This window comes from Burkholderia sp. KL41, from assembly GCF_057005415.2.
Window position 1 is genome coordinate 1,776,172 of sequence record NZ_CM174447.1, and the last position, 26,518, is coordinate 1,802,689.

Here is a 26,518-nt window from a genome sequence, read left to right on the forward strand (position 1 = left end):
TTCCGTTCGTTTCGCATCGTCCGTCCCGACCCGAGAATTCCATGAACGACCTGTCACGTCCTCCCGAAGCCGTTTCCGCGTCGCGTCTCGCCGCGTTCGTCGAGCGCTGCGCCGACACGATCATCCGTCGGCGCAAGCTGCTGATGCTGCTGTGCGTCGCGGTGACGCTCGCGCTCGGCTTGTCGGCCACGCGCCTGAAGCTCGATCCGGGCTTCAACAAGATGATCCCGATGCAGCACCCGTACATGCAGGTGTTCGAGCGCTATGCGGGTGCGTTCCCCGGCGCGAACACGATCCTCGTGAGCCTGCGCTGGAAGGGCGACGGCGACATCTACAACCAGACGTTCATGGACGCGCTGCGCCACGCGACCGACGACGTCTTCTTCATCCCCGGCGTGAACCGCTCGCGCGTGTTCTCGCTGTTCACGCCGAACGTCCACTACACGGAAGTGACCGAGGCCGGCTTTCGCGGCGACGTGGTCGTGCCCGGCCAGTTCTCGAGCGCGAACCCGGACGATCTCGCGAAGGTGCGCCGCAACGTCGCGCGTTCGGGGCAGATCGGCCGCCTCGTCGGCAACGACCTGAAATCGGCGCTGATCCGCGCGGAACTGCGCGAGACAGACCCGGCCACCGGCAAGCGGCTCGACTACAGCGCGGTCGCGCGTCAGCTCGAGGAAATCCGCGCGCGTTATGCGAAGCAGGGCATCGACGTGAACATCATCGGTTTCGCGAAGCTGGTGGGCGACGTCGAGAACGGGATCGCGGGCGTGATGGCGTTCTTCGCGCTCGCGTTCCTCGTGACGGCCGCGCTGCTGTTTGCCTACACGCGCTCGCTGAAGACCACCGTGCTGGCGCTCGTCGTCGCGCTGCTGCCGGTCGTGTGGCTGCTCGGCGCGCTGCCGCTGCTCGGGCTCGGCATCGACCCGATGTCGATCCTCGTGCCGTTCCTGATCTTCTCGATCGGCGTGTCGCACGCGGTGCAGATGACCAACGCGTGGAAGCAGGCGCTGGTGCGCGGCGCGTCGCCGGCCGACGCCGCGCGCGACGCGTTCCGCAAGCTGTTCGTGCCGGGCACGGTCGCGCTGCTGACCAACGCGCTCGGCTTCATGGTCATCATGCGGATCAGGATCGACATCGTGCGCGAGCTCGGCATTACCGCGTGCCTCGGCGTGCTGCTGATGATCGTCACCAACAAGGTGTTCCTGCCGATCCTGCTGTCGTACACGCGCCTCGAACGCGGCACCTTGGCGCGCGCGCAGCGCACGGCGGCGGCCGGCGGCAGCGGGAGGTGGTCGCGCTTCGCGGTATTCGCGCGGCCGGCGCCCGCGCTCGGCGTGTTCGCGGTGGCGCTGGCGCTGCTCGCGTACGGCACGCTCGAATCGCGCAAGCTGGAGATCGGCGACATCGGCACCGGCGCGCCGGAGCTGCGCGCGAACTCGCGCTACAACATCGACAACGCGGCGATCACGCACCAGTACAACATCGGCGTGGACGTGCTGTCGGTGATCGTCGAGACGACCGGCTTCGACGACGCGTGCCTGCATTACCCGGTGATGAGCGCGATCGAGCAGTTCGAGATGAACATGCGCGGCGTGGCCGGCGTGCAGTCGGTGACGAGCGTGTCGTCGCAGGGCAAGGTGTTCATCGCCGCATTCAACGAGGGCAACCCGCGCTGGGCCGCGCTGCCGCGCTCGAGCGACGGGCTCACGCAAGGCTCCAACGCGTTCGACCCCGACAACGGGATGAACACCGCGAACTGCAAGGCGATCCAGGTCCTGATCTACACGAAGAATCACGAAGGCACGACCATCGCGCACATCGTCGACGAGATCAAGCGTTTCGCGGCCGAGAACCCGACGCCGAACGTCGCGTTCCGGCTCGCGGGCGGCAACGTCGGCGTGATGGCGGCGACCAACGAGGCGGTCGGCGACGCGGAGATCGCAATGCTGCTGTCGATCTTCGGCGCGATCGCGCTGCTCTGCGCGGTCACGTTCCGCTCGTGGCGCGCGGTGCTGTGCATCATCGTGCCGCTCACGCTCGTGTCGATCCTGTGCAATGCGGTGATGGCGCTTCTCGGCATCGGGCTGAAGGTCGCGACGCTGCCGGTGATCACGCTCGGCGTGGGCGTGGGCGTCGACTACGGGATCTACCTGTACGAACGCCTGCAGCACGATCTCCGCCACGGCGAGACGCTGCCGGACGCGTTCGCCGACGCGATGCGCCAGCGCGGCACGGCCGCGCTGTTCACGGCCGTCACGATGTTCATCGGCGTCGGCACGTGGGCGTTTTCCGCGCTGAAGTTCCAGGTCGACATGGGCGTGCTGCTCGCGTTCATGTTCCTCGTGAACCTGTTCGGCGCCGTGTTCCTGCTGCCCGCGCTCGCCGCATGGCTCGGCGTCGAGCGTGCCGAGCGCCGCGTGCAGCAGGCGCACGCGCAGCCGTCGCCGGCGGCTCCGGCAACGCTGAAACCGTCGCCCGCGCTCGAACCCGGCAACCCGATGCGCTGACCGGCGCCCCCATTTCCCCCTGCGCGCGGCCGGCCGCCGCGCGTTGTCCACAAGAGGAGTCAACCCACATGTCCGCACGCCCTTACAAGATCGAAGCCCAGCCGCTCGCGCAGCGCTATGCGCGCGGCTGGCACTGCCTCGGGCTCGCCCGCGACTACAAGGACGGCAAGCCGCATACGCTGAATGCCTTCGGCCGCAAGCTCGCCGTGTTCGCCGATTCGACCGGCAAGGTCAACGTCGTCGACGCGTACTGCCCGCACATGGGCGCCGACCTGAGCCTCGGCACGGTGCAGGGCGACAACCTCGTGTGCCCGTTCCACGGCTGGGCGTGGAGCGGCGAAGGGCAGTGCGCATCGATTCCGTACTGCAAGCGGATCCCGCCGAAGGCGCGCATCGGCACATGGCCGACCTGCGAGGAAAACAACCTGCTGTTCGTATGGAACGACCCGGAAGGCAACGCACCGCCGCCCGAAGTCGCGATACCGCGCCTCGACGTGTGCTTCTCCGACGAATGGTCGGGCTGGGTCGTCGACAAGATGGTGATCCAGGCCAACTGCCGCGAGCTGGTCGACAACATCTCGGACGTCGCGCACTTCGCGACCGTGCACCGCGCGCCGATCGACTATTTCGCGAACCTGTTCGAGGACCACAAGGCGACGCAGCTGATGGTCGGCCGCAGCGAGAAGCTCGGCGGCGACGCCCTGACCGCGCTGTCGACGTATTTCGGGCCGGCCGTGCACATCACGCAGATGACGGGGCAGAGCGGCGGGCAGCCGATCCACTCGGTGCTGCTGAACTGCCACGTGCCGATCGACATGAACAGCTTCGAGCTGCGCTACGGCGTGATCGTGAAGAAGGTGGCCGGGCTGTCCGACGAGCAGAACACGGAGATCGCGAACGCGTACGTGAAGGAAGCGCAGCGCGCGTTCTACGAGGACGTCGACATCTGGCACAGCAAGACGCGGATCGACAACCCGCTGCTGTGCGAGGGCGACGGGCCGCTGTACCAGATGCGCGACTGGTATTCGCAGTTCTACCTGGACGTGGCGGACGTGCGGCCGACGAGCGTCGCGCGCAAGGCATTCGAGATGCGGATTCGCGAAGGTGATGCACCGCCGGCGCTGCATCACGTGTTCGAGCCGCGGTAAGAACCGGCGGGCCGTCCGCCGGCCGGAAAGCGGGGGCGCATCGAAATGCGTCCCGTCGGCCGGCAACACCCGCCGCGCAAGGCGCACGCGGCGGGTGGGCTTGTGCGCCGCATCAAAATGACTTGACGAAACGGCCGCTACCGCGTAGTGTCCATGGCCGAAGTGTTCAAGAAGTTCGATTGCTCATCATTGGCCGCACTCCGTGCGGCGGTCGTTGGTCTCTCCCTCTTTTGAGTCTTTCTGTGCCCGTTGCGGGCGCATGTTCAATTATTCGTATTAAGGAAGTATTTGTGGATACCGGTACCGTCAAGTGGTTCAACGAAACCAAGGGCTTTGGTTTCATCTCCCCGGACAACGGCGGCGACGATCTGTTCGCCCATTTCTCTGAAATTCGCGGCACGGGCTTCAAGACCCTGGCCGAAGGCCAGAAGGTCAGCTTCGAAGTGAAGCGCGGCCCGAAGGGTCTGCAAGCGTCGAACATCACGCCGCAGTAAGCCGCATCGGCAGCGGCCGCCAAACGGTGGCCGCCGCCGGACGGATTGGCGCGCACGGCGCCGCTTCGGCGGCAGCCGGCGCGTTTCCGATGCGCACGACCGATGCATCGCGACATTCACGATGCATCGGTCGTGTCGCCTCCCTCATCGCATGCCTGAACGGCGAGCGACGCAACGCCCTCGCGAAGCGCCCGCCGCTTCGCCAGCGCATCACCGCTTCAACGCATCAACCCGAGCAGACCGCCGCCATGCCTTGCCGGCGCGGTCCCGACTTGCGCGGCGCTTTATGCGCCGCCGCCACCGACCGCCTGAACGCCGCAACGCGCCGGGCTCCGATCGCAAGACAGGCCCATGGCCCGTCTGAACGAACCGATCCCCGGCAGCCTGCCGGCCGCCGTCCCGTTGCGGGACACGGCGCCGGGCAGATCGCCGCGGCTGCGGTCAATTACCTTGTCTGGAGGAATTGGTTTGGCAAAAGAAGAACTGCTGGAACTGGACGGAATCGTCGACGAAGTGCTGCCGGACAGCAAATACCGTGTCACGCTGGAAAACGGCGTCGTGGTGGGCGCATACGCGTCGGGCCGCATGCGCAAGAACCACATCCGCATTCTCGCAGGCGACCGCGTGACGCTGGAACTGTCGGTCTATGACCTCACCAAGGGCCGCATCAACTTCCGGCACAAGGACGCGAATTCGCCGCGTCCGCAGCGCACCGGCGGGCCGCGTCGTTAAGCGGCAACGATCGGGCGCGCAGCCGCGTGCCGATCGAATCCCGTCCGGCCCGCGCGGCCGGACGAACCGGATGGACGGCCCGTTGCTTGCCGTTTACCGGCCGCCGGCGGCGTCGTCATGCCGCAGCGGCCCACATCGCCTTCACCGGCCGCCGCGCGTGCGCCAACGCTCAGGCAGCCGCGTCCCGCAGGAAATCCTCGATGACCATCGCGAAATACGGCGGGCACTCCTGCATCGGGTAATGCCCGCTATTCGGTATCGTCGCGACCCGCGCGTTCGGGTGCCACGCGAGGAACGTCGCCTGCATCGCCGCTTCGTCGAGCCCCGGATCCTTGTCGCCGACGATCACCAGGAAGCGCGTGTCGAGCCCGCGGATATCGTCGACGAAATCCGTTCCGGTCAGCATGTCGAGATACGCGAGCCGGCAGGCCGGCGCCACGCGCTCGCGGTTCTGCCGCAGCTTCAGGTCGGCCCAGCGCGCTGACAATCCACCCGTCACGAATCGCATGAGCCGGCGAAACGCATCGTCATCGACGGCCGTGCTCGCGAAGAACGCGCGTGCGTCGTCGTTCAGGCGGTTGCCGGCGGCCGACACCGGGCACACGGCGATCGCGCTCTTGATGCGGGAGGGCGCATCGGCGGCGAGCCGTTGTGTCGCCATGCCCGTCATCGAATGGCCGATCACGTGAAAGCGCGGCCAGCCGAGACGGTCCGCGAGCGCGAGGCAGTCGGCCGAGATCTCGTCGACGGTACAGTTGCCGCTCAGGTGGATGGATTCGCCGTAGCCGCGCAGGTCGACGAACACGTACGTGAATGTCGATTCGTCGAGATACGGGAGCAGCGCCGCGTAGTTCGCATGGTCGCCGAGCTAGTCGTGCAGGACCATCACGCATTCGGGGCCGGTACCGTGCCGCAGGTAGCCGAGGCCGTCGTGGTCGGCGTTCGGCCCGGAGGAGAGGGTGTCGATACGGTTCATTTCAAGGCGTTTCCTTTTGGTGGGTGAACCAAAACGAAACGCCCTCCCGGCGGACCGGGAGGGCGTCTTGAAAGTGCGTCGATCGTATCGGGCCGACCGGCGAAAGTCAACGTTCGATGCACCGTCCCGCCCGATACGTCGATGCGGCGCGCATTGGCCGTTGTCGTCCGACAGCCGCACCGCGATCGTCAGCCCGATGTCGTGACGCGGAAAACCGCGCCGGCCTGCGGCTGACCGCACGCGCGGCGACGCGGTTCGCGTTCGGCTCGCGTATGGCTTTACGTGCGGGCCGGCGCGGTCGTACACTCGTCGGCAATTCGCGGCCCGCGCCGCGCGTGCGGCTTTCAATTCCTTCAGCGTCTTTCAGCGGGCCAACGGCCGTGCCAGCCGGACTTTCGTCGCGCGACGCCAGGAGGCGCCATGAGTGCAGACGCAGCCCCCGCATCCCCGTCGGTTCAGGACCGCATCCGGCACGTGTTCGTGCTGATGCTCGAGAACCGCTCCTTCGACCACCTGTTCGCGCTGTCGGGCTACCCCGGCATCGTCGCCGCGTCGCCGGGCAACAGCAACGCGTATGGCGGCGCGGTCTATCCGTTCGGCGGCGGCGCGCCCGACCGGATGCCGACCGATCCTTGCCACGAATTCACCGACGTGCTCGAGCAGCTCTGCGGCGCGGGCGTGCCGTTCGTGAAAGGGCAGGCCTATCCGCCGGTCCGCAATACCGGATTCGTGTCGAACTACGCGACGTCGCGTTCCGAAGGCAAGCCGCCGCAGCCGGCCGACGCGGGCAAGATCATGCAGGGCGTCGACATCGCGACGCAGGCGCCGTCGCTGCACGCGCTCGCGAACGCGTTCGTGCTGTGCGACGCGTGGCACGCGTCGATGCCCGGGCCGACCTGGCCGAATCGCTTTTTCCTGCACGGCGCGTCGTCGGCCGGGCTCGACCATTCGCCGACCAAGGAGGAAATGGCCGGGTGGGACGCGTTCGACGGTTTCCCGTATCCGAAGGGTTCGATCTTCGCCGCGCTCGGCGACGACAACTGGCGCATCTACCAGGACCAGACGGGCAATCCGGTCGGCCACGTGCCGCAGGTGGCGTCGCTGAAGGGCATCAGCTTCTTCGACATCGACGACCTCGCGCATTTCGAGGCCGATCTCGCGGCGGGCTATACGGCGCGCTATACGTTCATCGAGCCCGGTTACGGCGACATCGTGCACGGCACCTACCAGAACGGCAGCTCGCAGCATCCGATGGACGGCCTCGCCGGTGGCGACCAGCTCGTCGCGCGCGTGTACAACGCGATCCGCAATTCGCCGGTGTGGAGCAGCAGCCTGCTCGTGATCTGCTACGACGAGCACGGCGGCTTCTACGATTCGGTCGGGCCGGGCGCTGCGCCGCCGCCGAACGATGGCGCGGCGGCGACGCTGAACGCGAGCGGCTTCGGGTTCGACGTGTACGGCGTGCGGGTGCCGGCGATCGTGATTTCGCCGTGGGTCGCGGCCGGGCGGGTCGACCATACGGTGTACGACCATGCGTCGGTCGCCGCGACGCTCGAGCGGCTGTTCGGCCTGGCGCCGCTGACCGACCGCGACCGTCTCGCGAACGACCTGCTGGCGCTCGTGACGACTACGTGCCGGACGGATTGTCCGCAAAGGATCGGAACATGAGTACGACATTGGACCCGCGCGATGCGCTGCCCGTGCGCGACGGCACGAGCCTGATCGCGTACCTGCACATCCTGAAGAAAGCGCATGCGGCGCTGGTCGGCCATGACAAGGCCCATCAGCGCTTCAGCGAGATCGTGACGCGAGGGCAGGCGCGGCAATACATCGAGGAACTGATGCCGTCGCTGCTGCGGGCGCGCGAAGCGCATCGGCGGCGCAGGCACGGCGGGAAGCATCGGTGATGCGGCGAGCGGCACCGATACCGAAGGCGCGAGCGTGCACAGCAGTGATGCGACGGTGAAGGGGGCCGTGCCCGCGATGAAGATGCGGCGCCGGCCGTGCAAATCGGCGAGCAGCCGGCCCGTCGGCAGCAGTGCCGCGCAAGCGAGGTTGTCGATGCCGACAACCCGTTGCACTGCGCCGACGCCCGCGTTCGCTTACGCCGCCACCTCCCGCGCCCGCACCATCGTCAGCGCCGCATCCTCGATCATGTCCTCCTGCCCGCCGACGAGCCGCTGCCGGCCCAGTTCGACGAGGATGTCGCGTGCGGGAATCCCGTACTTCGCTTCCGCGCGCTTCGCGAACAGCAGGAACGACGAGTAGACGCCCGCATAGCCGAGCGTCAGCGCATCGCGGTCGAGGCGGATCGGCGCATCCATGATCGGCACGACGAGATCCTCGGCGACGTCCGAGATCGCGAACACGTCGACGCCCGTCTCGATCCCCATCCGGTCGCACACCGCGACGAACACTTCCATCGGCGTGTTGCCCGCGCCGGCGCCGAGGCCGGCCGCGGCCGCATCAATCCGGTTCGCACCGGCCGCCACGGCCGCGACCGAGTTCGCGACTCCCATCGCGAGGTTGTGATGGCCGTGGAAGCCCAGCTCCGTCTCCGGCTTCAGCGCGTCGCGCACCTGGCCGATCCGCGCGGTCACGTCGTCGGGCAGCATGTGGCCGGCCGAATCGGTGATGTAGATGCAGTTCGCGCCGTACGATTCCATCAGCTTCGCCTGCACGACGAGCTGCGCCGGCGACGACATGTGCGCCATCATCAGGAAGCCGACCGTATCGAGGCCGAGCGTGCGCGCGAGGCCGATGTGCTGTTCCGATACGTCCGCTTCGGTGCAGTGCGTCGCGACGCGGATCGTGCCGACGCCGAGTTCGTGCGCCATGCGCAGATGCTCGACGGTGCCGATGCCGGGCAGCAGCAGCGCCGACACCTTCGCCTGCTTCAGCTCCGGGATCACGGCGCCCAGGTACGCCTCGTCGGTGTGCGCGGGGAAACCGTAGTTGACCGAGGCGCCGCCGAGCCCGTCGCCGTGCGTGACCTCGATCAGCGGCACGCCGGCCGCGTCGAGCCCGCGCGCGATATTGCGCATCTGGTCGAGCGTGATCTGGTGGCGCTTCGGGTGCATCCCGTCGCGCAGCGACATGTCGTGGACGGTGATCTTCTTGCCTGCAAGTGACATCGTGTGACTCCTCGACTCAAGCTGTGGCGGCCGTCGCGGCCAGCATCTGTTCGGCGAAACGCTCGGCCGTGGCGGCCGCGGCGGCGGTCATGATGTCGAGGTTGCCCGCGTACTTCGGCAGGTAGTCGCCGAGCCCTTCGACCTCCATGAACACCGACACGCGATTGCCGTCGAACACCGGGCCGTTCTTCAGCGTGTAGCCGGGCACGTAGCGCTGCACTTCCTTGACCATCGCATGCACGGACGCGGTGATCGCGTCGACGTCGGGCGGGCCGTCGGTCAGGCAGTGGATCGTGTCGCGCATGATCAGCGGCGGCTCGGCCGGGTTGATCACGATGATCGCCTTGCCCTTGCGTGCGCCGCCGACCTGTTCGATCGCGCCGGACGTCGTGCGCGTGAATTCGTCGATGTTCTTGCGCGTGCCGGGGCCGACCGAGCGCGACGATACCGTCGCGACGATCTCGCCGTATGCGACCGGTTGCACGCGCGACACCGCGTACACCATCGGGATCGTCGCCTGGCCGCCGCACGTGACCATGTTCACGTTCGCCTGCGCGCTGTCGAGATGCGCGTCGAGGTTCACCGGCGGCACGCAGTACGGCCCGATCGCGGCGGGCGTCAGGTCGATCATCTTCACGCCGAGCGCGGTGAGCTTGTCGGAGTTGTCGCGGTGCACGTAGGCCGACGTCGCGTCGAACGCGATGCGGATCTCGTCGGCGGCGACGTGCGGCAGCAGCCCGTCGACGCCCTTGTCGGTGGTCTTCAGGCCGAACTCGCGTGCGCGCGCGAGGCCGTCGGAGGCCGGATCGATGCCGACCATCCACACGGGTTCGAGCACCGGCGAGCGGCGCAGCTTGACCAGCAGGTCGGTGCCGATGTTGCCCGGCCCGATCAGTGCGCATTTGATTTTTTTCATCAGGATGGTTCCTTTAGATAAAGCGGACGTCGCAACTGCCGATGCCGGAGATATGCATCGACAGCGCGTCGCCGGCCGTGACCGGAATCAGTTTCGCGAGCGAGCCGGACAGCACGATCTCGCCGGCGAGCAGCGGTACGTCATACGCGGCGAGCGTGTTCGCGAGCCACGCGACCGCGTCGGCGGGATGGCCGAGCGCCGCGTCGCCGCGGCCTTGCGCGACGGGCTCGCCGTTCTTCTCGATCGTCATCTCGCACGCGGCGAGATCGAGCGTGCGCGGGTCGACGCGCGTTTCGCCGAGCACGTACACGCCGCACGACGCGTTGTCGGCGACGGTGTCCTCGATGCGGATCGCCCAGTCGCGGATGCGCGAGTCGACGATCTCGAAGCAGGGCGCGACGGCGGCCGTCGCGGCGATCACGTCGGTGCGGTCGATGCCGGGGCCGCGCAGGTCGCGCGCGAGGATGAACGCGATCTCGCCCTCGGCGCGCGGGGCGATCAGCGAATCGGCGGCGATCGCCTCGCCGGCCGCGTAGTGCATGCCCGACAGCAGGATGCCGAAATCGGGCTGGCGCACGTTCAGCATGTCCTGCACGGCCTGGCTCGTCACGCCGATCTTCTTGCCGACGACCGCTTCGCCGTGTTCGACGCGGCGTTCGATGAAGCGCTGCTGGATGCGGTACGCGTCGTCGAGCGACAGGCGGCGCGCACGGCCCGACAGCGGCGCGACCGGTGCGCGCGCGTGCCATGCGGCGTACAGCTCGTCGCCGAGCGTCGTATGCAGGCAGGAAGACATGAAAGGGCCCTCGAATGGAAATGGCCGCCGTCACGGGCGGCGTCGTGCGCCGGAGCGGGGCTCCGGCGCGTGGCTCGCGGGCATGCCGCGTCGGTCGGTCGATCAGTTGCCCGAACTGCGGATCGCGTCAGGCGAGAAATACGCCTCGTTGAACTGCGGGCTGTTGTCGAGCTTCGGCATCGGGCCTTCGTTCGTCAGTCGGTCGGCCATGTACGCGCCGGAGATCAGGTCGTGGAAGAACACCGCGCTCGGGTAGAACACCTTGGCGTCGTAGGCGTACAGCGACGTCGCGACGTTGGTGCGCCACAGCTGGCCGCGCGCGTCGTAGTTGTCCGCGAGCAGCGATTGCCACGAATCCTCGTCGATGTACAGCACGCGCTTCGCGTACTGGTGACGGTAGCCGCTCTTCAGCGTGGCCTGCAGCACCCACACGCGATGAAGTTCGTAGCGGATGTAGCTCGGGTTCTCGTGGCCCTTGGTCAGCAGTTCGCCGTACTTCACCGCGCTGTCCATCACCTTGTAGTTGTTGTACGGCACGTAGATCTCGCGCTTGCCGACGATCTTCCAGTCGTAGCGATCGCCGGGGCCGTTGTACAGGCGGTCGTCGTCGACCGTGCGGAAGCCGCCCGGGCCCTGCGGCTGGTCGTAGCCGTATTCAGGCGCCTGGCGCACGCGCCGCGTGCCGGGGTTGTACATCCACGTGCGCGACGAGTTGTCCGCGCCGGCCTTGTCCCAGTTCGTGAAGCCGACGATCAGCGAGCCGCGATCGGACAGCGGCAGCTCCGTCGCGTTGCGGTAGTACGTGCGGTTGTTCAGGTCGCTCTTTACGTCGTACTTGCCGACGTTGCGCGGCGAGTAGATGTCGTAGCGCACCTTGCCCCACGCGATGTTGCCGTCGGAGTAGACGACTGCCTGGTCGTAGGTGGCCTGCTCGGTGCCGATCGACGACGAGAAGCGCTGGTTCCACAGCAATTCGGCGGCGGTCTTCGGGATCGGATAGGGCACCGTCGGCGGCGCGTTCGTGAGGCCGTTCGCGTCGGACGTCATCGTCGAATCCGGCGCATACGTGCGAATGTCCTTGTAGACGGAATCCGGGTAGCGGAAGTCGCGGTGGGTCGGGTAGACGTTGATCTTGAACGTGGCCGGATAGCGCTTGAACATCGCCTTCTGGCCGTCGGTCAGGTGCTCGGCGTACTGCGCCATGTTCTCCGCGGTGATCGTCGCGACCGGCTTCTCGCTTGCGTACGGATCGGGGTAACGGCTGCCGCGCTTGTACTGCACGTCCGGCGGCGTGCCGAGCCACTTGCCCGACCACTCGGGCACGCCGCTGTCCTTGCTCGCGGCGCGCACGGCGCCCATCGGGGTCAACTGGCCGTCGAGCGCCTTCAGGTCGTCCGGCGTGACCTTCGGGTACGACGCCGTCGCGGCGAGTGCGCACGCGGCGATCACCGACGCGCGCAGGAGGGGGAGACGAATTCGCTTCATGACAAATCCTCTTGCTGAGTGACGAGCGGCCGGGCCGCTCAGAAGTGGTAGGTGGCCGTGGCCAGCACGTAGTCGCGATCCGCGAGCGGGCGCGTGACCGGGTTCGGCGAGCCGAGGAACTTCGCGTAGACGAGCGACAGCTGCAGGTTGCTCAGGCGCGTGAACGTCACGCCGGCCGTCACGCGGTGGTCGCCCTGGCCCGTCAGCGAGCCGAGCGCGCCGGCGAGCGGCGACGTGCCCGTCAGGTCGTGCGTGTAGGTCAGCGGCACGTCGAGATCCCAGCCGTTGAACACGTTCTTGTAGCTGAGCGTCCACGCGATCTCCATCGCGAGCGCGTTGCGCGAATTCGCGAGCGTGGTCGACCCGCCTTGCTCCGAGATGCTGCCCGCGTGCACGTACGTGAGTTCGCCGATCAGCGACTGCGAATTCGCGAGGAAACTCGGCCCGATCGAGTAGATGCCGGACAGGTTGGTCTGCAGCACGTTCGCGCGCGTCGACTGCGGGCCCATCGCGGTATTGACGAGCACGGCCGCGCCCTGGCGGTACGACACTTCGCCCGCGACGTTCACGGGGCCGACCTGCGTCGAGAAGCTCGCACCGGTCAGCTTGATGTTGTTGAAGTAGGTCTGCTGGTACTGGAGCGTCGGGAAGTACGTCGTGACGACACTCGGGTTCATGTCGTTGTAGTGCAGGTGATACACGCCCAGCTCCGTGTCGCCGAACACGCGGAAGCGCGCGCCGATCCCCCACTGGTTGCGCGCGCTCGGCTTGTCGTCGGCGCCGCGCGGAATGATCATCCCGCCCGGGCCGATGATGAACTGCGCGCCCGGGCCGACCACGTCCGAATAGCTCCAGTAGGTGCCCGGCGCGGTGAGGCGGTTCTCCTTGAACGCGAACTGGTAGTACGCGAGCAGGCTGAAGTTCGGCGTGATCTGCCACTGCGTCGAGATCTGCGGCACCGGCAGCAGGATGTCCTTCACCTCGGCGCCGGCCATATACGACTTGGTCGCGTCGGCGGGGCCCTGCGCGCCCGCGATGTTCGGGAAGAACAGGCTTTCGCCCCATGCGACCACTTGATCGCCGACCTTCACGTTCAGGCTCGTCGAGCCGATATGGAACGTGTTGTACGCATACGCGGCGAGCAGCGTCGTGTGGCCGCCCGACCAGTAGCGCGCGTCGCTCGTGAAGTTGTTGTACTGGCCCGAGTGGTTCACGGTGCCCGGCGCGTCGTTGTAGTTCGGGCGGTGGTACGCCTGGTCGTAGAACGTGTCGGCACGCACGAACACACCCCAGTCGTCGTGCTTCAGGTTCACTTCGCCGAGCAGGCTGACCTGGTTCTCGATCAGCTTGTTCTTCGCGAAGTTGCGGTCGCCGTCGTCGCCGTTGATGTTCGCCGGCGTGAGGAGATTGCCGCTCGGTGCGCGGGTGCGCATGCCGAGGCCGTAACTGAGCGTGAACGTGTAGTCCAGCGTCGTGTCGGCGCCCAGCTCGATCGTGCTGCCGGCGTGCGCGTTGGGAACGGCGCACGTCAGCAGCGCGGCGGCCAGCGTCGACAGCGTGGCGGTTGCCCGCTTGTCGGTACGGCGCGAAATCCGTTGATGCATGGTGTCTCCTCTTGGGGGTATCGACGACGGTCGACTATGTGTTGTCGTGAGAGGCAGAGTAGGGAGATCGCGGTAGCAGGGAATCGTCAAAATGAACTAGATGACTTCCCTAGGACTGGCAACGATCGCGCGATGCCGCGTGCGCGACGCGTGTCATCGCGCGTTGGCCTGTGTCGCCGACAGGAACGCGGGCCGTTCGCCGCCGCCGTCGAGCCGCAGGTTCGCGCCCGACGTGTACGACGCGTCGGGCGACGCGAGAAAGAGGCATGCGGAGGCAACGTCGTCGGGTGTCGCGAGGCGGCCGGCGGGAATCGTCGCGCGGATCGCGTCGAGCGCATCGTCGTCGCCGTAGTGGCCTTCGGTGGCCGATTCCGTCTGCACGAGGCTCGGGCTGATCGCACACACGCGCACCCGCGGCGCCCACTCGACCGCGAGCGACGTGACCGCATTGACGAGGCCCGCTTTCGCGGCGCCGTACGCGGCCGTGCCGGGCGACGGCCGCGACGCGCTGACGCTCGCGATGAACAGCATCACGCCGCCTTCGGGCTGCGGCTGCATGATCGCGTTCACGCGCTGCGCGAGCTGCAGCGGTGCGATCAGGTTCAGCCGCACGATCGATTCGGTGAAGCGCGGCGACGCATCGGCCGCAAGCGCGAACGGCGAGCCACCCGCGTTGTTGACGAGCACGTCGAGGCCGCCGGCCTCCGCGCGGATCGTCGCGAGCATCGCGTCGACCTGCTCGATGTCGCGCAGGTCGGCCGCGACGAATGCCGCCGTGCGGCCGCCGGCCGCGGGCGGCGTGTCGGGCGCGCTGCGTCCGCAGACGAACACGCGCGCGCCCGCCGCGAGAAACCGTTCGGCGATGCGCCGCCCGATGCCCTTGGTGCCGCCCGTCACGAGCACCGTCTTGCCGCTGTAGTCGAATCCGTTCATCGTCTGCCTCCGTTTCGGTGGGCCGATGATAGGAAGAAGCGCGCGCGGCTTCGTAGTCTGAAAGGATGATGCCGGCCGGCGCCGGCGACGCAATCATCGTGGTCAGGCATCCATCGAACGACGAAGGAGACAACCCGCGATGACGATCCCCACGACGCCGCCGGCCGGCATCTTCACCGACGTGCCGGGCGGCCTGCGCCTGCACCATTACGAGGCGGGCGAGGGCCGGCCCGTGGTGTTCATCCACGGCAGCGGCCCGGGCGCCAGCGGTTTCAGCAACTTCAAGCACAACGTGCCCGCGTTCGCGGCGGCCGGCCATCGCGCGATCGTCGTCGACCTGCCGGGCTACGGGCAGTCGTCGAAGCCGTCCGACGTCGCCTATACGCTCGATTTTTTCGTCGGCGCGCTGCATGCGCAACTGGACGCGCTCGGGATCGGGCCGGCCGTGCTGCTCGGCAATTCGCTCGGCGGCGCGATCGCGCTCAAGTACGCGCTCGACTACCCGGACGAAGTCGACGGGCTGATCATGATGGCGCCGGGCGGCGTCGAGGATCGCGACACCTATTTCCGGATGGAAGGCATCCAGCGGATGGTGAAGCTGTTCACCAATCGCCAGATGAATGACGACACGATGCGCGAGCTGCTGACGCTGCTCGTGCACGATCCGGCGATCGTCACCGACGCGCTCGTGGCCGAGCGGATGAAGGTGTGCGTCGAGCAGCCGACCGAAGTGCTCTCGACGATGAGCGTGCCGAACCTGACCGGTGCGCTCGGCGACCTGCGCTGCCCGGTGCTGGGTTTCTGGGGAACGGACGACCGTTTCAATCCGGTCGGCGGCGCGCTGAAGTTCCTCGAACGCTGCCGCGACGCGCGTTTCGTGCTGATGAACCGGTGCGGCCACTGGGTGATGGTGGAACACGCCGACTATTTCAATCGGGAATGCCTCGATTTTCTTGCGGCGCGGAATACGCGATAACGCCGGATGCCCGCGAGGGCCTGCCCCGATGCGGGCGGGCCGTCTGATCACATACATGGAGACGACATGAAGCTCATCGAAGACCTGTTCGACCTGCGCGGCAAGGTGGCCGCGATCACCGGCGGCGCGCGCGGCATCGGCGCGGAGACCGCGCGCACGCTGGCCGCGGCCGGTGCGAGCGTCGCGATTCTCGACGTGCTGTCGCAACCGGCGGAAGCGCTCGTCGAGGAAATCCGCGCGCAGGGCGGCCAGGCCGCGTTCTGGGCGCTCGACGTGACGCAGGAAGCCGACGTGGCACGCGTGTTCGGCGAGATCGTCGCGCGCTTCGGGCGCCTCGACGTGCTCGTGAACAACGCGGGCATCGAAGGCCACAACGTGCCGACGCACGAGCTCACGCTCGCGCAGTGGCAGCGCGTGCAGGACGTGAACGTGAACGGCGTGTTCCTGTGCACGCGTGCCGCGATTCCGCATATCGACGCGGCCGGCGGCGGGTCGATCGTGAACCTGTCGTCGATGTACGGGATCGTCGGCGGCCCCGACGTGCCCGCGTACCACGCGTCGAAGGCCGCGGTGCGGATGATGGCGAAGGTCGACGCGATGCTGTACGCGGCGAAGAACATCCGCGCGAACTCGGTACACCCCGGCTATATCCGCACGCCGATGCTCGAGGACGCGTTCCGCCAGATGGGGCAGGACCCGGACAACGTGTTCGGTTATCTGCAGACGCACGTGCCGATGGCGAAGATCGGCAGCCCGCGCGACATCGCGGCCGGCATCCTGTATCTCGTGTCGCCGGCCGGCCGTTACGTGACGGGCGCGGAGCTCGTGATCGACGGCGGTTATACCGCGCGCTGACGCGGCTATTGCATCACAAGGGAGGCGTGCAGTTGAAAGTGCTCGTGGCAGTGAAACGCGTGGTCGACGCGAACGTGAAGGTCGGCGTGAAATCCGACCGGACGGGCGTCGACATCGCGAACGTGAAGATGTCGATGAACCCGTTCGACGAGATCGCGGTGGAGGAGGCCGTGCGGTTGAAGGAGGCCGGTGTCGTGACCGAAGTGGTCGCGGTGTCGGTCGGCGTCGCGCAGGCGCAGGAAACGCTGCGCACGGCGCTCGCGATCGGCGCGGATCGCGCGATCCTCGTCGAATCGAACGACAGCGTAGAACCGCTGGGCGTCGCGAAGGTGTTGAAGGCGCTGGTCGACAAGGAACAGCCGTCGCTCGTGATCCTCGGCAAGCAGGCGATCGACGACGATTCGAACCAGACCGGGCAGATGCTGGCTGCGCTGGCCGGTTTGCCGCAGGCGACGTTTGCGTCGAAGGTGGTGGTAGCCGACGGGCGTGCGACGGTTGCACGCGAAGTCGACGGCGGCGCGGAAACGCTGTCGCTTCGACTGCCGGCCGTGGTGACCACCGACCTGCGTTTGAACGAGCCGCGCTACGTGACCTTGCCGAACATCATGAAGGCGAAGAAGAAGCCGCTTGAGATCGCGCAGCCCGGCGACCTTGGCGTGGATGTGACGCCGCGTTTGAAAGTGCTCAACGTGAACGAGCCGCCGAAGCGCGCAGCCGGCATGAAGGTGCCGGACGTGCAGACGCTGGTCGCGAAGCTGAAGACCGAAGCCAGGGTGCTGTAACAGGGAACGCAACGAAATGACGATTCTGGTAATTGCGGAACACGACAACGCATCGATCAAGGCCGCGACGCTCAATGCGGTGGCGGCTGCGCAGGCGCTCGGCGCGGCAGGCGGCGGTGACGTGCATGTTCTGGTCGCGGGCCACGACGCGCAAGCGGCGGCCGACGCGGCAGCGAAGATCGCCGGGGTATCGAAGGTGCTGCTGGCCGACGCCCCGCAACTCGAAGCGGGCCTCGCGGAAAACGTCGAAGCGACCGCGCTGAACATCGCGAAGGACTATTCGCACATCCTCGCGCCGGCGACTGCATACGGCAAGAACATCGCGCCGCGTATTGCCGCGAAGCTGGACGTCGCGCAGGTCTCCGAGATCACGGCGGTCGTGTCGGTCGACACGTTCGAGCGCCCGATCTACGCGGGCAACGCGATCGCGACGGTGCAGTCGGGCGACCCGGTCAAGGTCATCACGGTGCGCGCGACCGGCTTCGATCCGGTTGCAGCGGAAGGCGGCAGCGCGTCGGTCGAGAAGATCGAAGCGGCGGCAGACACAGGCAAGTCGCAGTTCGTGAGCCGTGAAGTGACGAAGCTGGACCGTCCGGAACTCACGAGCGCAAGCATCATCGTGTCGGGCGGCCGTGGTCTGGGCAGCGGCGAGAACTACACGAAGGTGCTGGAGCCGCTGGCGGACAAATTGAGCGCAGCGCTCGGCGCATCGCGCGCGGCAGTCGACGCCGGCTACGTGCCGAACGACTACCAGGTCGGCCAGACCGGCAAGATCGTCGCACCGCAGCTGTACATCGCGGTGGGCATCTCGGGTGCGATCCAGCATCTGGCCGGCATGAAGGATTCGAAGGTGATCGTCGCGATCAACAAGGATCCGGAAGCGCCGATCTTCAGCGTGGCCGACTACGGCGTGGTCGGCGACCTGTTCACGCTCGTGCCGGAAGCGGTCGCGGCGCTCTGACGATGCCGCTGTTCGAATTCAACGGGATGCGGCCGCGCGTCGATTCGTCCGCTTACGTCGACCCGAGCGCGGTCGTGATCGGCGACGTGACGATCGGCGCACGCTGCTACATCGGCCCGCATGCGAGCCTGCGCGGCGACTTCGGCGCGATCGTCGTCGAAGACGGCAGCAACGTGCAGGATGGCTGCGTGCTGCACGTCGGGATCGGCGAGACGTGCCGGCTCGGCGTCAACAGCCACATCGGCCACGGCGCGATCGTGCATGGCGCGACGCTCGAACCCGACACGATGATCGGAATGAATGCGGTCGTGATGGACGGCGCGACCATCGGCGCCACGACGATCGTCGCCGCGTGCGCATTCGTGAAGGCCGGCTACGACGTGCCGCGCGGCGTGCTGCTCGCGGGCATGCCGGGGCGCGTCGTGCGTCGGCTGAGCGACGCGGAGATCGACGCGAAGGCGAACGGCACGCGGATTTATCAGCAGCTGGCGGCGGATTGCCTGAGGACGATCAGGCGGATCGACGCGTGAGCGAAGGGCATCCGGGGGCAGGATGCGACGGATTGCCGGGCAGGTTGCCGTTGCCGTAAGATCGGCACTGGCTTTCCACCGGCATTCGCGTCACATGAAAAAGAACGTCCGTTTGCGGCTCACGGTCATCGCGTCGGCTTTTGCTGTCTACAGCGTTTATATGCACATCCAGCAGTTCATCAGCGGCTGCGTGTGGGTCAGGGGCCATCAGCGCTGCAGCTTCGAAAACAGCACGAATTTCGAAGGCTGGATGGATCTCGACCTGATGATCGCCTGTTGCTGGGTCGCCGCGGCGGTGGTGGGCTGGATTTCCGTCGTGCAGGCCACGAAGAAGCCGGGTTGAAGGCGGGCACTTCCGTCGCGCGAATCCGGTTTCTGTCAATCCGTGACAACGATCATCGGCGCCGCGCGGTCCGTGATCGACACGCATGTGCGGCTGCTCGAGGAGGCGACCGGCGTATCGTTGCTCGAGCGCGCGCCACGCGGGCTGCGGCTGACGCTGACGCCGGCCGGCAAGATACTGCCGGCGCCCCCTGCGCAAGACGCCGCCGGAATGCCGGCAGGTCGACCTCGTGTTCCGCCCCCATTCGATCGGGACGATGAAGCGCGTTGCCGGCGCAAGCGAAAGCATCGCGATCCTGAGCAAGTTCGATATCGCCGCGTAGTACCGTCAGCGATCCCGACTTGCCGGCCGATCCGCGATGCCGCGTTTCGCCGCGACGTGCTTGCGCTTGCGCGCCGCGAACGGCGCGGCCTGCTGCCGGCCGGCGTTGTGCTTTTCCCCTCCGCGCCGGGATAATGATCCGGCGTCGCGCGCGATGCGCGAGGGGAGGCTCCCATGCAATTTCCGACGGGATCGGTGGTCGCGCTCAGTTCGGCCGCCGCGACGATGTTTTCGATGGGCATGCTGTTTCTCGGCTACTGGGGATTGCACGAACCGTTGCCCTGGCGGTTCGGCGATTACGTCGTGATCGTGCTCGCGCTCGCGGGTTTCGCGTGCCTCGCCAGCGTGCCGTTTCTCGCGACTTCGCCGATGAAGACCGCCGGCGACGAGTCGCGGATGCTCGTCGCGCGGCGCGTGTTTCTGTGCGGCGCAAGTGCCGTGTGGTGTGCGATCGTCGCGTCGCTGGTCGTGTGACGTGCGGGCGTGACGTCTCGACCTGGGCGGCTGTCCGCGAGCCGGTCGACGCGTCATGCGCGACACCGGAATTCGCGGGTTTCTCCTGTCGTATCGGTCATCCGTTCCCGCTTTGATTTCCCCGATGCCGTGCACTAGATTCGAAACGTTCATGTGTTACAGCGCGCGAGGTGAAGCCATGACGCCGTGGGAGATTCAGGGTACCGAAATGATGAGCTGCAATTGCTCATACGGATGTCCTTGCCAGTTCAATGCACCGCCGACCCACGGCGGATGCGAAGCAATGGGTGCGATTTCGATCGACAGCGGTCACTATGGCGACGTGGTGCTCGACGGCGTCAGGATTGCGGTCGTGTTTCAGTGGCCGGGGGCGGTCCACGAAGGCCGTGGCAAGTGCCAGCCGATCGTCGACGAGCGCGCGAGTCCGGCGCAGCGCGAAGCGGTGCTGAAGATCATGACCGGTCAGGATACCGATCCGTTTGCGACGATGTTCGCGGTATTCGCGTCGACGCTCGAGCACGCGTTCGAGCCGATCTTCACGAAGATCGATTTCGACGTCGATGTCGATGCGCGGCACGGCCGGATTCATGTCGACGGCGTGTTCGACGTCGCGGGCGATCCGATCCGCAACCCGGTGACAGGCGCCGAGCATCGCGCGCGGATCGACCTGCCGAACGGTTTCGAGTACGAACTCGCCGAGATCGGTTCGGGCACCGGGCGCTCGCAAGGCAACATCGTGCTGAACCTCGACGGAACCTATGCGCAGTTCGCGCGGCTGCACCTGAACAACCACGGGCTGATCCGGCATCGCGCGGCGGCATGACCCCGTTCGACACCTGGCTCGGGCGCGAGCGCGTCGTCACGCTGCTCGGCATGGCCGCGCTCGTCGGCGTGTGCTGGTTCTACCTGTGGACCGGCGCGGGCACCGGCATGTCGGCGCTGCAGATGACGGCGATCGCGCTCTTTCCGCATCGGCTGGCGGGCGACATGGGCAGCATGGATCCGTCGCTGCCGACCGTGATCGCGATGTGGTGGGTGATGATGATCGCGATGATGACGCCCAGCGCGGCGCCGCTCGTGATGCTGTACCGGCGCGTGCTCAGGCATCGCGGCGCGGACGGCGCGGCGGCTGCGTTGACGTCGATGTCGCTGCTGGCCGGCTATCTGGCCGCGTGGCTCGCGTTCTCGGTCGGCGCGGCGTTGCTGCAGGAATTGCTGCAGCCGGCCGGGCTGATCTCCGCGATGATGCTGTGGTCGAAGAGTGCGGTGCTTTCCGCGGCCGTGCTCGCGCTGGCCGGGCTCTATCAATTCTCGCCGCTGAAACGTGCATGCCTTCGGCAATGCCGCGCGCCGGCCGCCTTTCTGGTTGCGCACTGGCGTCCGGGCATCGCCGGCAGTTTCCTGCTCGGTGCGCGACACGGGATGTATTGCGTCGGGTGCTGCGGGTTGCTGATGGCGCTGCTGTTCGTCGGCGGCGTGATGAACGTCGTGTGGATCGCCGCGCTGTCGGTGTTCGTGTTCGCGGAAAAAATCCTGCCCGGCGGCGAGCGCGCCGGGCGCGTGCTGGGCGTCGTGCTGATCGCATGGGCCGGTGCGACGTTGTTCGTTTGAGCCGGGTATCCGCGTCGCGGCCTCGATGAACAACGGGAATGTCTTCGGGGCCGCGGGGGACGATCGATGAAGACCTGCTTTCACGCTTTCGCCGCGTGGTGCGCGGCGGCAGTCGTTGCGATGCCGGCGTTCGCGGGCAGCGACATGCCTGCGATGAGCATGGGGAGTTCGAAGATGTCGGCGCCGGATGCGGCGCTGACCGATGCCGAGGTCAAGGAGATCGATGCCGGGCGTGGGCTGGTCATGTTGAAGCATGGCGCGCTCGACAACGTCGGGATGCCGCCGATGACGATGGCGTTCAAGGTCGGCGATGCGGCGATGCTGACGTCGCTTCATGTCGACGACAAGGTCAGGGTACGGGTCGAAAGCGTGAACGGCACGCTTACGATTGTGAAGATCGTGAAGCGTCGGTGACGACGCGGGGTATGTGCAATGTGCCGGGACCGGCGGTGTGCGGTCCCGGCCGTTTTTTTTGCGTCGTGCTACGTAACGCCGGATCGGTGTTACGTCGGTGCTGCCGGAACGCACGGCCGGATCGAACGCCGCGGGTGGAGGCGCGGGCGATGTGCTGCGCGGGAGTATGGCGCCGGCAGGGGCGCTGCGGTGCGCCGGCGGGATCGGTACTGGAACCGACGGGCATGGCACGCTAGATGCTTGCAGGAAGGATCGCGCTGAATTGTGGACGGGGGCTTCCATGCAAAATCATTTCATCAAGGCGAACGTTGCGCTCGCCGCGATTGCCGCGGCGTGTGCGCTGGCGGCGTGCGGCGGCAGCGATGTCACGGCGCCGAAGCCGGGTGGCAACAACATCGGAACGAGTACGAGCGGGACGGGCGGGACGAGTGGAACCAGTGGCACGAGCGGCACGAGCGGAACCAGTGGCACGAGTGGGACTAGTGGCACGAGTGGGACTAGCGGAACGAGTGGAACCAGCGGCACGAGCGGAACCAGCGGCACGAGTGGAACCAGCGGCACGAGTGGAACCAGCGGCACGAGTGGAACCAGCGGCACGAGTGGAACCAGCGGCACGAGTGGAACCAGCGGCACGAGTGGAACCAGCGGCACGAGTGGAACCAGCGGCACGAGCGGAACCAGTGGCACGAGCGGAACCAGTGGCACGAGTGGGACCAGCGGAACGAGCGGAACGAGCGGAACGAGCGGAACCAGCGGAACCAGCGGAACCAGCGGAACGAGTGGAACCAGCGGAACGAGTGGAACGAGTGGAACGAGTGGAACGAGTGGGACGAGTGGAACGAGTGGGACTAGCGGAACCGGCGGCACCAGCGGCACCAGCGGAACCCCCGGCACGAACGGCATCGTCAGTTCCGTCGGCGTGGTCGTCATGGATGCCGGCGCCACGATCAGCGGCGTGAGCCCGCCCGGAGTCGGCAAGGGCGTGACCACCGGCCTCGGCAACACGGTCACGGGCGTGGGCACGATCGTCCGCGACACGTCGAACGCCGTGAGCAACGGCATCGGCCAGACCGGTTTCACGGCGAACCCCGTCGGCACGACGGTCGCCGGGCTCGGCTCCATCGTCGGCTCGGTCGGCAATCCGGTCGCCGGCCTCGGCGACACGGTGAAGGCGCTCGGCGCCGGCCCGCTGTCGCCACTGGCGCCGCTCACGACACCGGTCGGCGGCCTGCTCGACACCGTGTCCGGCGGCATCAAGACGGGCGGCGCCATGCTCGGCTCGGCCCTGTCGTCGGGCCCGGTCCAGCAGACGACGCAGGCGATCAGCACGGCGATCACGCCGCTCGTCACGACCGTCGGCCAGGTCACGCAGCAGGTCGGCACGGCGACCGGCCTCGGGCAGCCGGTTGCGGGCCTGCTCGGACAGATCGGCGGCGCGATCACGTCGGCGGGATGGAAGGTGACGTCCACGTCGCCCCAGCCGCTGGTCGGCGGCGTCGGCGGGCTCGTTCGCGCGGTCGGCAACACCGTGACCAATGTGGGCGGCCTCGTGAACCCGAGCGGCGCGAACGGCGCGGTGCCGGTGGCGGGCCTGGTGACGAGCGTGGTCGGCGGCATGCCGGCGACCGTTCACAACGGTTCCGCGACCGGCGCGGACGGCGGCTCGCCGCTGGGTGCGCTCGCCAATCCGCTCGCGCCCATCACGGGGCTGGTGGGCGGCCTGCTTGGCGGCGTGGCCGGCAAGTAGCCGATCGGTCCGGATCGTCACGGCGGTAACCGGCCAGATGAAGAGTGGCCGCCGGTTACCGCCGGCCGGGTTTCTTGATGGTCTCCTGCGGAAAGCGGATCGGGCGGGGCCGCTCGATGCGTCAATCGCGAACGATGTCGCGCGGCGACGGCGGCCGCGCCAATCCGCGTGCGGGCAGCGGCGTCGACATCACGATCGACGTGCGTGTTTCGCCGTACAGGTTGATGCGTTCGATCAGTTGTTCGAGATGGGTCATGCTGATCGCGACGAGTCGCATCACATACGAGTCCGCGCCCGTCACGTGATGGCATTCGACGACTTCGGGAATCGTCTCCAGCAACCGGAGGAATTTCGCTTTCGCCGGTTGCGGCACCGTGATGCCGATCAGCGCGCTGACCGGATAGCCTGCGGCGGCAGGATTGATCCGCGCGGTGTAGCCCTCGACGACGCCGGCCGCTTCAAGGCGCTTCACGCGCTCCGTCACCGCCGGCACCGACAGATGCACCTGGCGCGCCAGCTCCGTGTAGCTGATGCGGCCGTTGGCCTGCAGCAGCGCCAGTACCTTCCAGTCCAGGTCGTCCATCGCGGTGGAATTTTTTAAGGTGGAGCCGCCATTTTTCCTTAAAAACCGCATTCAGCGATGACCGGATTTTCCCTACGATGCCTGTTCAACGCGTCACAAGTCGCAAGGAGCAGGCGATGCTGTTCATCAAGTCCGTCGTCATGGGGCTGTCGATCGCGGTGCCGGTCGGCCCGATCGGCATTCTGTGCATCCAGCGCAGCCTGAGCCGCGGTTTTCAGGCGGGATTCGCGACGGGCGTCGGCGCCGCGTGCGCCGATGCGATCTATGGCCTGCTCGGTGCGCTCGGCATCGCGGGTATCGTCACGGCGTTCCCGATGCTGACCGTCGGGTTGAAAATCGCCGGCGGCGCATTCCTCGTGTGGCTGGCGTGGACCATCGCGCGCCAGGCGCCGGCCGCGTCGACGGCGCAACGCGACCTGCCGCGCACGACCGTCCTGCGCGATTTCCTGACGACGTTCGGCCTGACGCTGTCGAACCCGATGACGATCCTGTCGTTCGTCGGGATCTTCGCGGCGCTCGGCCCGCTGTCGGGGGCGCGGGAAGGCGCGATGTGGCCGGCCGTGGCGCTGATGGTCGCCGGTGTGTTCATCGGCTCCGCAACGTGGTGGCTGTGCCTGAGCGGTACGACCGCCGCGCTGCGCACGCGGATGTCGTTCGCGTTCATGCACGGGCTGTCGCGCGTGTCGGCCGCGGTCGTCGCGGTGTTCGGCGTGGTTCAGGTGGTCGCGGGCGTGCGCGGCGTCGTTTAGGTCGATGCGTCGCGCGCATCGCGCTGCGACCGGATCGCGTCGATAGTCGTCCGGATATGCGCGAGCAACTCGAGTAACACCGCCTTCCTGAAAAACTGGTTCATCCGCGTGCTGACGACGAGATCGGACGGCAACGCGTCGATCGCGCGCTGAACCGACAGCAGATCGTCGGCGAGCCGTGCCAGCGCAGCGCGATCGAGCGTGCTCACGGCAACCGCGATCTCGTCCGGCCAGAAACCGAATGCGTCGATGCCGCAGCATGCGGCGACACAGTCCGTCTCCAGTGCATCGATCAACGACATGACCCCGGCCAGACAGGGATCGATCGCGACCGCCTGCGCCTGCCCGCCCGACAGATCGCCGAATTCGATCCAGCGATCCGGGCCGATGCCGATGTCGTCCTTGTGGGGTTTGCCGTTCATCGTCCGACGCTCGACGGATTCAATTCAATGCAGGCAAATGCGCGCGCACGAAGCGCGCGATTTCCTGGCCCAGTTCCATGTCTTCGGGCGCGCCCATGAACCCGCCATGCGGCATGCCTTCGAACAGGTGAAGCTCGGTCGGTACCTGCGCGCGCCGCAATGCGCGGTGCAGGCGGACCGCGTTCGACAGGAACAGGTCGCGCGTGCCGCTCTGGATGAAGGTCGGCGGGAAACCGGCAGCGAAATCGCCGAACAGCGGTGACAGATACGGATGCGCGAGATCGGCGCCGTTCGCGTAGAGCAGGTTGTTCGGCATCAGCGACGTCGGCAACACCACGTCGACGAGGCGGTTGGTCTCGAAGCTGTCGCCGGATTCGGTCAGGTCGACTTCCGGCGACAGCAGCACCAGCGCGGCCGGGAGCGGCAACCCTTCGTCGCGGGCGCGCAGCACCATCGCGGCGGCGAGGTTGCCGCCCGCCGAGCGCCCGCCGATGACGATGTTTTCCGGTGCGTGGCGCTCCAGCACGGACGCATACGCGGCGATGCAATCGTCGAGTGCGGCCGGATACGGATGTTCGGGCGGCAGGCGATAGTCGACGCCGTAGCATCGAATGCCGAGCCGGTCGGCTTGCATCTGCGCGCCGGCGCGGCATGCGGCGCCGCCGCCGAGAACCAGCGCACCGCCATGCAGGTCGATGTACGCGCATTCGCCGGAAGCCATTGCCTCGGGCGTGGCGACGTGCACGTCCGCAGCGCCGGCCCGGATCGTCTCCACGCTTGAACGCAGATGACCGCCGAGCTGCTCGATGGCCGCCGCGTAGTGCGCGTCGGCGGCCGCCTTCACGCGCATCCATGCGTCGAAATCGTCCGGGGCAGGCATCACGTGCAGCGCGTTCAGCGGCACGCCGTCGCTGCCGACCAGCCGTTGCAACGCGGCTCGCGCCTCTTCGCTGATCGAGGCCGGGAAGGGGACGACACGGCTCGGCAGGACCACGCCGTCGGGTTGGTCTTTCATCGATTCAGCT

The 26,518-nt window shown here is 67.3% G+C and carries 29 protein-coding genes and 1 pseudogene; 19 read left to right on the forward strand and 11 right to left on the reverse strand.

Annotation, left to right across the window (positions count from 1 at the left end):
- The first annotated feature begins 41 nt into the window (after positions 1 to 41).
- The 4 genes from PQB87_RS25435 to infA all read left to right on the forward strand — a co-directional run bounded on the left by PQB87_RS25435 (position 42) and on the right by infA (position 4,881).
- Positions 42 to 2,507, forward strand: a complete 2,466-nt coding sequence (locus PQB87_RS25435) for an efflux RND transporter permease subunit (RefSeq protein WP_489244208.1) — start codon at positions 42 to 44, stop codon at positions 2,505 to 2,507.
- Between the two features lie 68 nt (positions 2,508 to 2,575).
- On the forward strand, positions 2,576 to 3,655 hold the full coding sequence (locus PQB87_RS25440; protein ID WP_059683696.1) for a 3-ketosteroid-9-alpha-monooxygenase, oxygenase component: 1,080 nt from the start codon (positions 2,576 to 2,578) through the stop codon (positions 3,653 to 3,655).
- A gap of 290 nt (positions 3,656 to 3,945) precedes the next feature.
- Entirely contained in the window at positions 3,946 to 4,149 is a 204-nt protein-coding gene (locus tag PQB87_RS25445) for a cold-shock protein (RefSeq protein ID WP_006483056.1), read from the forward strand.
- 468 nt (positions 4,150 to 4,617) lie between these two features.
- Complete coding sequence (gene infA / locus PQB87_RS25450; protein ID WP_027791717.1) at positions 4,618 to 4,881, forward strand: translation initiation factor IF-1; 264 nt, start codon at positions 4,618 to 4,620, stop codon at positions 4,879 to 4,881.
- Between the two features lie 169 nt (positions 4,882 to 5,050).
- Here infA and PQB87_RS25455 read toward each other — a convergent pair whose 3' ends face one another.
- Entirely contained in the window at positions 5,051 to 5,686 is a 636-nt protein-coding gene (locus PQB87_RS25455) for an alpha/beta fold hydrolase (RefSeq protein ID WP_489244209.1), read from the reverse strand.
- Positions 5,687 to 6,277: 591 nt separating this feature from the next.
- Between PQB87_RS25455 and PQB87_RS25460 the strand changes: the two genes are divergently transcribed.
- Together PQB87_RS25460 and PQB87_RS25465 are read left to right on the forward strand one after the other, a co-directional pair.
- Positions 6,278 to 7,525 carry an alkaline phosphatase family protein gene (locus PQB87_RS25460; RefSeq protein ID WP_489244210.1) on the forward strand — a complete coding sequence of 416 codons (1,248 nt, stop codon included), beginning with the start codon at positions 6,278 to 6,280 and terminating at the stop codon, positions 7,523 to 7,525.
- Positions 7,522 to 7,764, forward strand: a complete 243-nt coding sequence (locus PQB87_RS25465; protein WP_489244211.1) for a hypothetical protein — start codon at positions 7,522 to 7,524, stop codon at positions 7,762 to 7,764. Before PQB87_RS25460 ends, PQB87_RS25465 begins: the two co-directional genes overlap by 4 nt.
- Here the strand turns inward: PQB87_RS25465 and PQB87_RS25470 are convergent.
- The 7 genes and pseudogenes from PQB87_RS25470 to PQB87_RS25500 all read right to left on the reverse strand — a co-directional run.
- A pseudogene (locus tag PQB87_RS25470) lies at positions 7,765 to 7,956 on the reverse strand (MFS transporter); the annotation flags it as partial.
- 3 nt (positions 7,957 to 7,959) lie between these two features.
- Positions 7,960 to 8,991 carry a 4-hydroxy-2-oxovalerate aldolase gene (gene dmpG, locus PQB87_RS25475; RefSeq protein ID WP_272546824.1) on the reverse strand — a complete coding sequence of 344 codons (1,032 nt, stop codon included), beginning with the start codon at positions 8,989 to 8,991 and terminating at the stop codon, positions 7,960 to 7,962.
- Positions 8,992 to 9,007: 16 nt separating this feature from the next.
- On the reverse strand, positions 9,008 to 9,907 hold the full coding sequence (locus tag PQB87_RS25480) for an acetaldehyde dehydrogenase (acetylating) (RefSeq protein ID WP_027791711.1): 900 nt from the start codon (positions 9,905 to 9,907) through the stop codon (positions 9,008 to 9,010).
- A gap of 13 nt (positions 9,908 to 9,920) precedes the next feature.
- Positions 9,921 to 10,703 (reverse strand): 2-oxopent-4-enoate hydratase, encoded by a 783-nt coding sequence (gene dmpE / locus PQB87_RS25485; RefSeq protein ID WP_060061671.1) that lies wholly within the window; start codon positions 10,701 to 10,703, stop codon positions 9,921 to 9,923.
- 102 nt (positions 10,704 to 10,805) lie between these two features.
- The gene (locus PQB87_RS25490) at positions 10,806 to 12,188 is read right to left on the reverse strand and encodes a DUF1329 domain-containing protein (RefSeq protein ID WP_059683687.1); all 1,383 of its coding nucleotides are present in this window, start codon (positions 12,186 to 12,188) and stop codon (positions 10,806 to 10,808) included.
- Positions 12,189 to 12,226: 38 nt separating this feature from the next.
- Positions 12,227 to 13,792, reverse strand: coding sequence for a DUF1302 domain-containing protein (locus PQB87_RS25495; protein ID WP_222154289.1), 1,566 nt, complete (start codon positions 13,790 to 13,792; stop codon positions 12,227 to 12,229).
- Positions 13,793 to 13,945: 153 nt separating this feature from the next.
- Positions 13,946 to 14,725 carry an SDR family oxidoreductase gene (locus PQB87_RS25500; protein WP_059683684.1) on the reverse strand — a complete coding sequence of 260 codons (780 nt, stop codon included), beginning with the start codon at positions 14,723 to 14,725 and terminating at the stop codon, positions 13,946 to 13,948.
- Between the two features lie 139 nt (positions 14,726 to 14,864).
- On the opposite strand from PQB87_RS25500, the gene PQB87_RS25505 reads away from it, so the two are divergent.
- From PQB87_RS25505 to PQB87_RS25560, 12 genes are all read left to right on the forward strand, one after another.
- Positions 14,865 to 15,701 carry an alpha/beta fold hydrolase gene (locus PQB87_RS25505; RefSeq protein WP_059683683.1) on the forward strand — a complete coding sequence of 279 codons (837 nt, stop codon included), beginning with the start codon at positions 14,865 to 14,867 and terminating at the stop codon, positions 15,699 to 15,701.
- Between the two features lie 66 nt (positions 15,702 to 15,767).
- Entirely contained in the window at positions 15,768 to 16,556 is a 789-nt protein-coding gene (locus PQB87_RS25510; protein WP_021159456.1) for an SDR family NAD(P)-dependent oxidoreductase, read from the forward strand.
- 32 nt (positions 16,557 to 16,588) lie between these two features.
- Entirely contained in the window at positions 16,589 to 17,338 is a 750-nt protein-coding gene (locus tag PQB87_RS25515; RefSeq protein WP_489244213.1) for an electron transfer flavoprotein subunit beta/FixA family protein, read from the forward strand.
- Between the two features lie 16 nt (positions 17,339 to 17,354).
- On the forward strand, positions 17,355 to 18,299 hold the full coding sequence (locus PQB87_RS25520) for an electron transfer flavoprotein subunit alpha/FixB family protein (protein ID WP_489244215.1): 945 nt from the start codon (positions 17,355 to 17,357) through the stop codon (positions 18,297 to 18,299).
- Between the two features lie 2 nt (positions 18,300 to 18,301).
- Complete coding sequence (locus PQB87_RS25525) at positions 18,302 to 18,829, forward strand: acyltransferase (protein WP_059589114.1); 528 nt, start codon at positions 18,302 to 18,304, stop codon at positions 18,827 to 18,829.
- Between the two features lie 94 nt (positions 18,830 to 18,923).
- The gene (locus PQB87_RS25530; RefSeq protein ID WP_059683678.1) at positions 18,924 to 19,172 is read left to right on the forward strand and encodes a hypothetical protein; all 249 of its coding nucleotides are present in this window, start codon (positions 18,924 to 18,926) and stop codon (positions 19,170 to 19,172) included.
- 42 nt (positions 19,173 to 19,214) lie between these two features.
- Entirely contained in the window at positions 19,215 to 19,628 is a 414-nt protein-coding gene (locus PQB87_RS25535; RefSeq protein ID WP_489244217.1) for a hypothetical protein, read from the forward strand.
- A gap of 39 nt (positions 19,629 to 19,667) precedes the next feature.
- The gene (locus PQB87_RS25540) at positions 19,668 to 19,967 is read left to right on the forward strand and encodes a hypothetical protein (RefSeq protein WP_021164379.1); all 300 of its coding nucleotides are present in this window, start codon (positions 19,668 to 19,670) and stop codon (positions 19,965 to 19,967) included.
- 178 nt (positions 19,968 to 20,145) lie between these two features.
- On the forward strand, positions 20,146 to 20,790 hold the full coding sequence (locus PQB87_RS25545) for a DUF1326 domain-containing protein (RefSeq protein WP_027791701.1): 645 nt from the start codon (positions 20,146 to 20,148) through the stop codon (positions 20,788 to 20,790).
- Entirely contained in the window at positions 20,787 to 21,578 is a 792-nt protein-coding gene (locus tag PQB87_RS25550) for a DUF2182 domain-containing protein (protein ID WP_489244219.1), read from the forward strand. Before PQB87_RS25545 ends, PQB87_RS25550 begins: the two co-directional genes overlap by 4 nt.
- 66 nt (positions 21,579 to 21,644) lie before the next feature.
- Positions 21,645 to 21,992, forward strand: coding sequence for a copper-binding protein (locus PQB87_RS25555; protein WP_059683673.1), 348 nt, complete (start codon positions 21,645 to 21,647; stop codon positions 21,990 to 21,992).
- A 280-nt stretch (positions 21,993 to 22,272) separates the two neighbouring features.
- Entirely contained in the window at positions 22,273 to 23,739 is a 1,467-nt protein-coding gene (locus PQB87_RS25560; protein ID WP_489244220.1) for a collagen-like triple helix repeat-containing protein, read from the forward strand.
- Positions 23,740 to 23,860: 121 nt separating this feature from the next.
- Here PQB87_RS25560 and PQB87_RS25565 read toward each other — a convergent pair whose 3' ends face one another.
- Positions 23,861 to 24,322: an Lrp/AsnC family transcriptional regulator gene (locus PQB87_RS25565; protein WP_027791696.1), complete on the reverse strand. Its 462-nt coding sequence runs from the start codon at positions 24,320 to 24,322 to the stop codon at positions 23,861 to 23,863.
- A gap of 116 nt (positions 24,323 to 24,438) precedes the next feature.
- Between PQB87_RS25565 and PQB87_RS25570 the strand changes: the two genes are divergently transcribed.
- The gene (locus tag PQB87_RS25570; RefSeq protein WP_489244222.1) at positions 24,439 to 25,071 is read left to right on the forward strand and encodes a LysE family translocator; all 633 of its coding nucleotides are present in this window, start codon (positions 24,439 to 24,441) and stop codon (positions 25,069 to 25,071) included.
- Here PQB87_RS25570 and PQB87_RS25575 read toward each other — a convergent pair.
- On the reverse strand, positions 25,068 to 25,493 hold the full coding sequence (locus PQB87_RS25575) for a DUF6331 family protein (RefSeq protein WP_059683668.1): 426 nt from the start codon (positions 25,491 to 25,493) through the stop codon (positions 25,068 to 25,070). The two genes, PQB87_RS25570 and PQB87_RS25575, sit on opposite strands and share 4 nt — an antisense overlap.
- Positions 25,494 to 25,512: 19 nt before the next feature.
- Positions 25,513 to 26,508: an alpha/beta hydrolase gene (locus PQB87_RS25580; protein WP_489244223.1), complete on the reverse strand. Its 996-nt coding sequence runs from the start codon at positions 26,506 to 26,508 to the stop codon at positions 25,513 to 25,515.
- Positions 26,509 to 26,518: the final 10 nt, after the last annotated feature.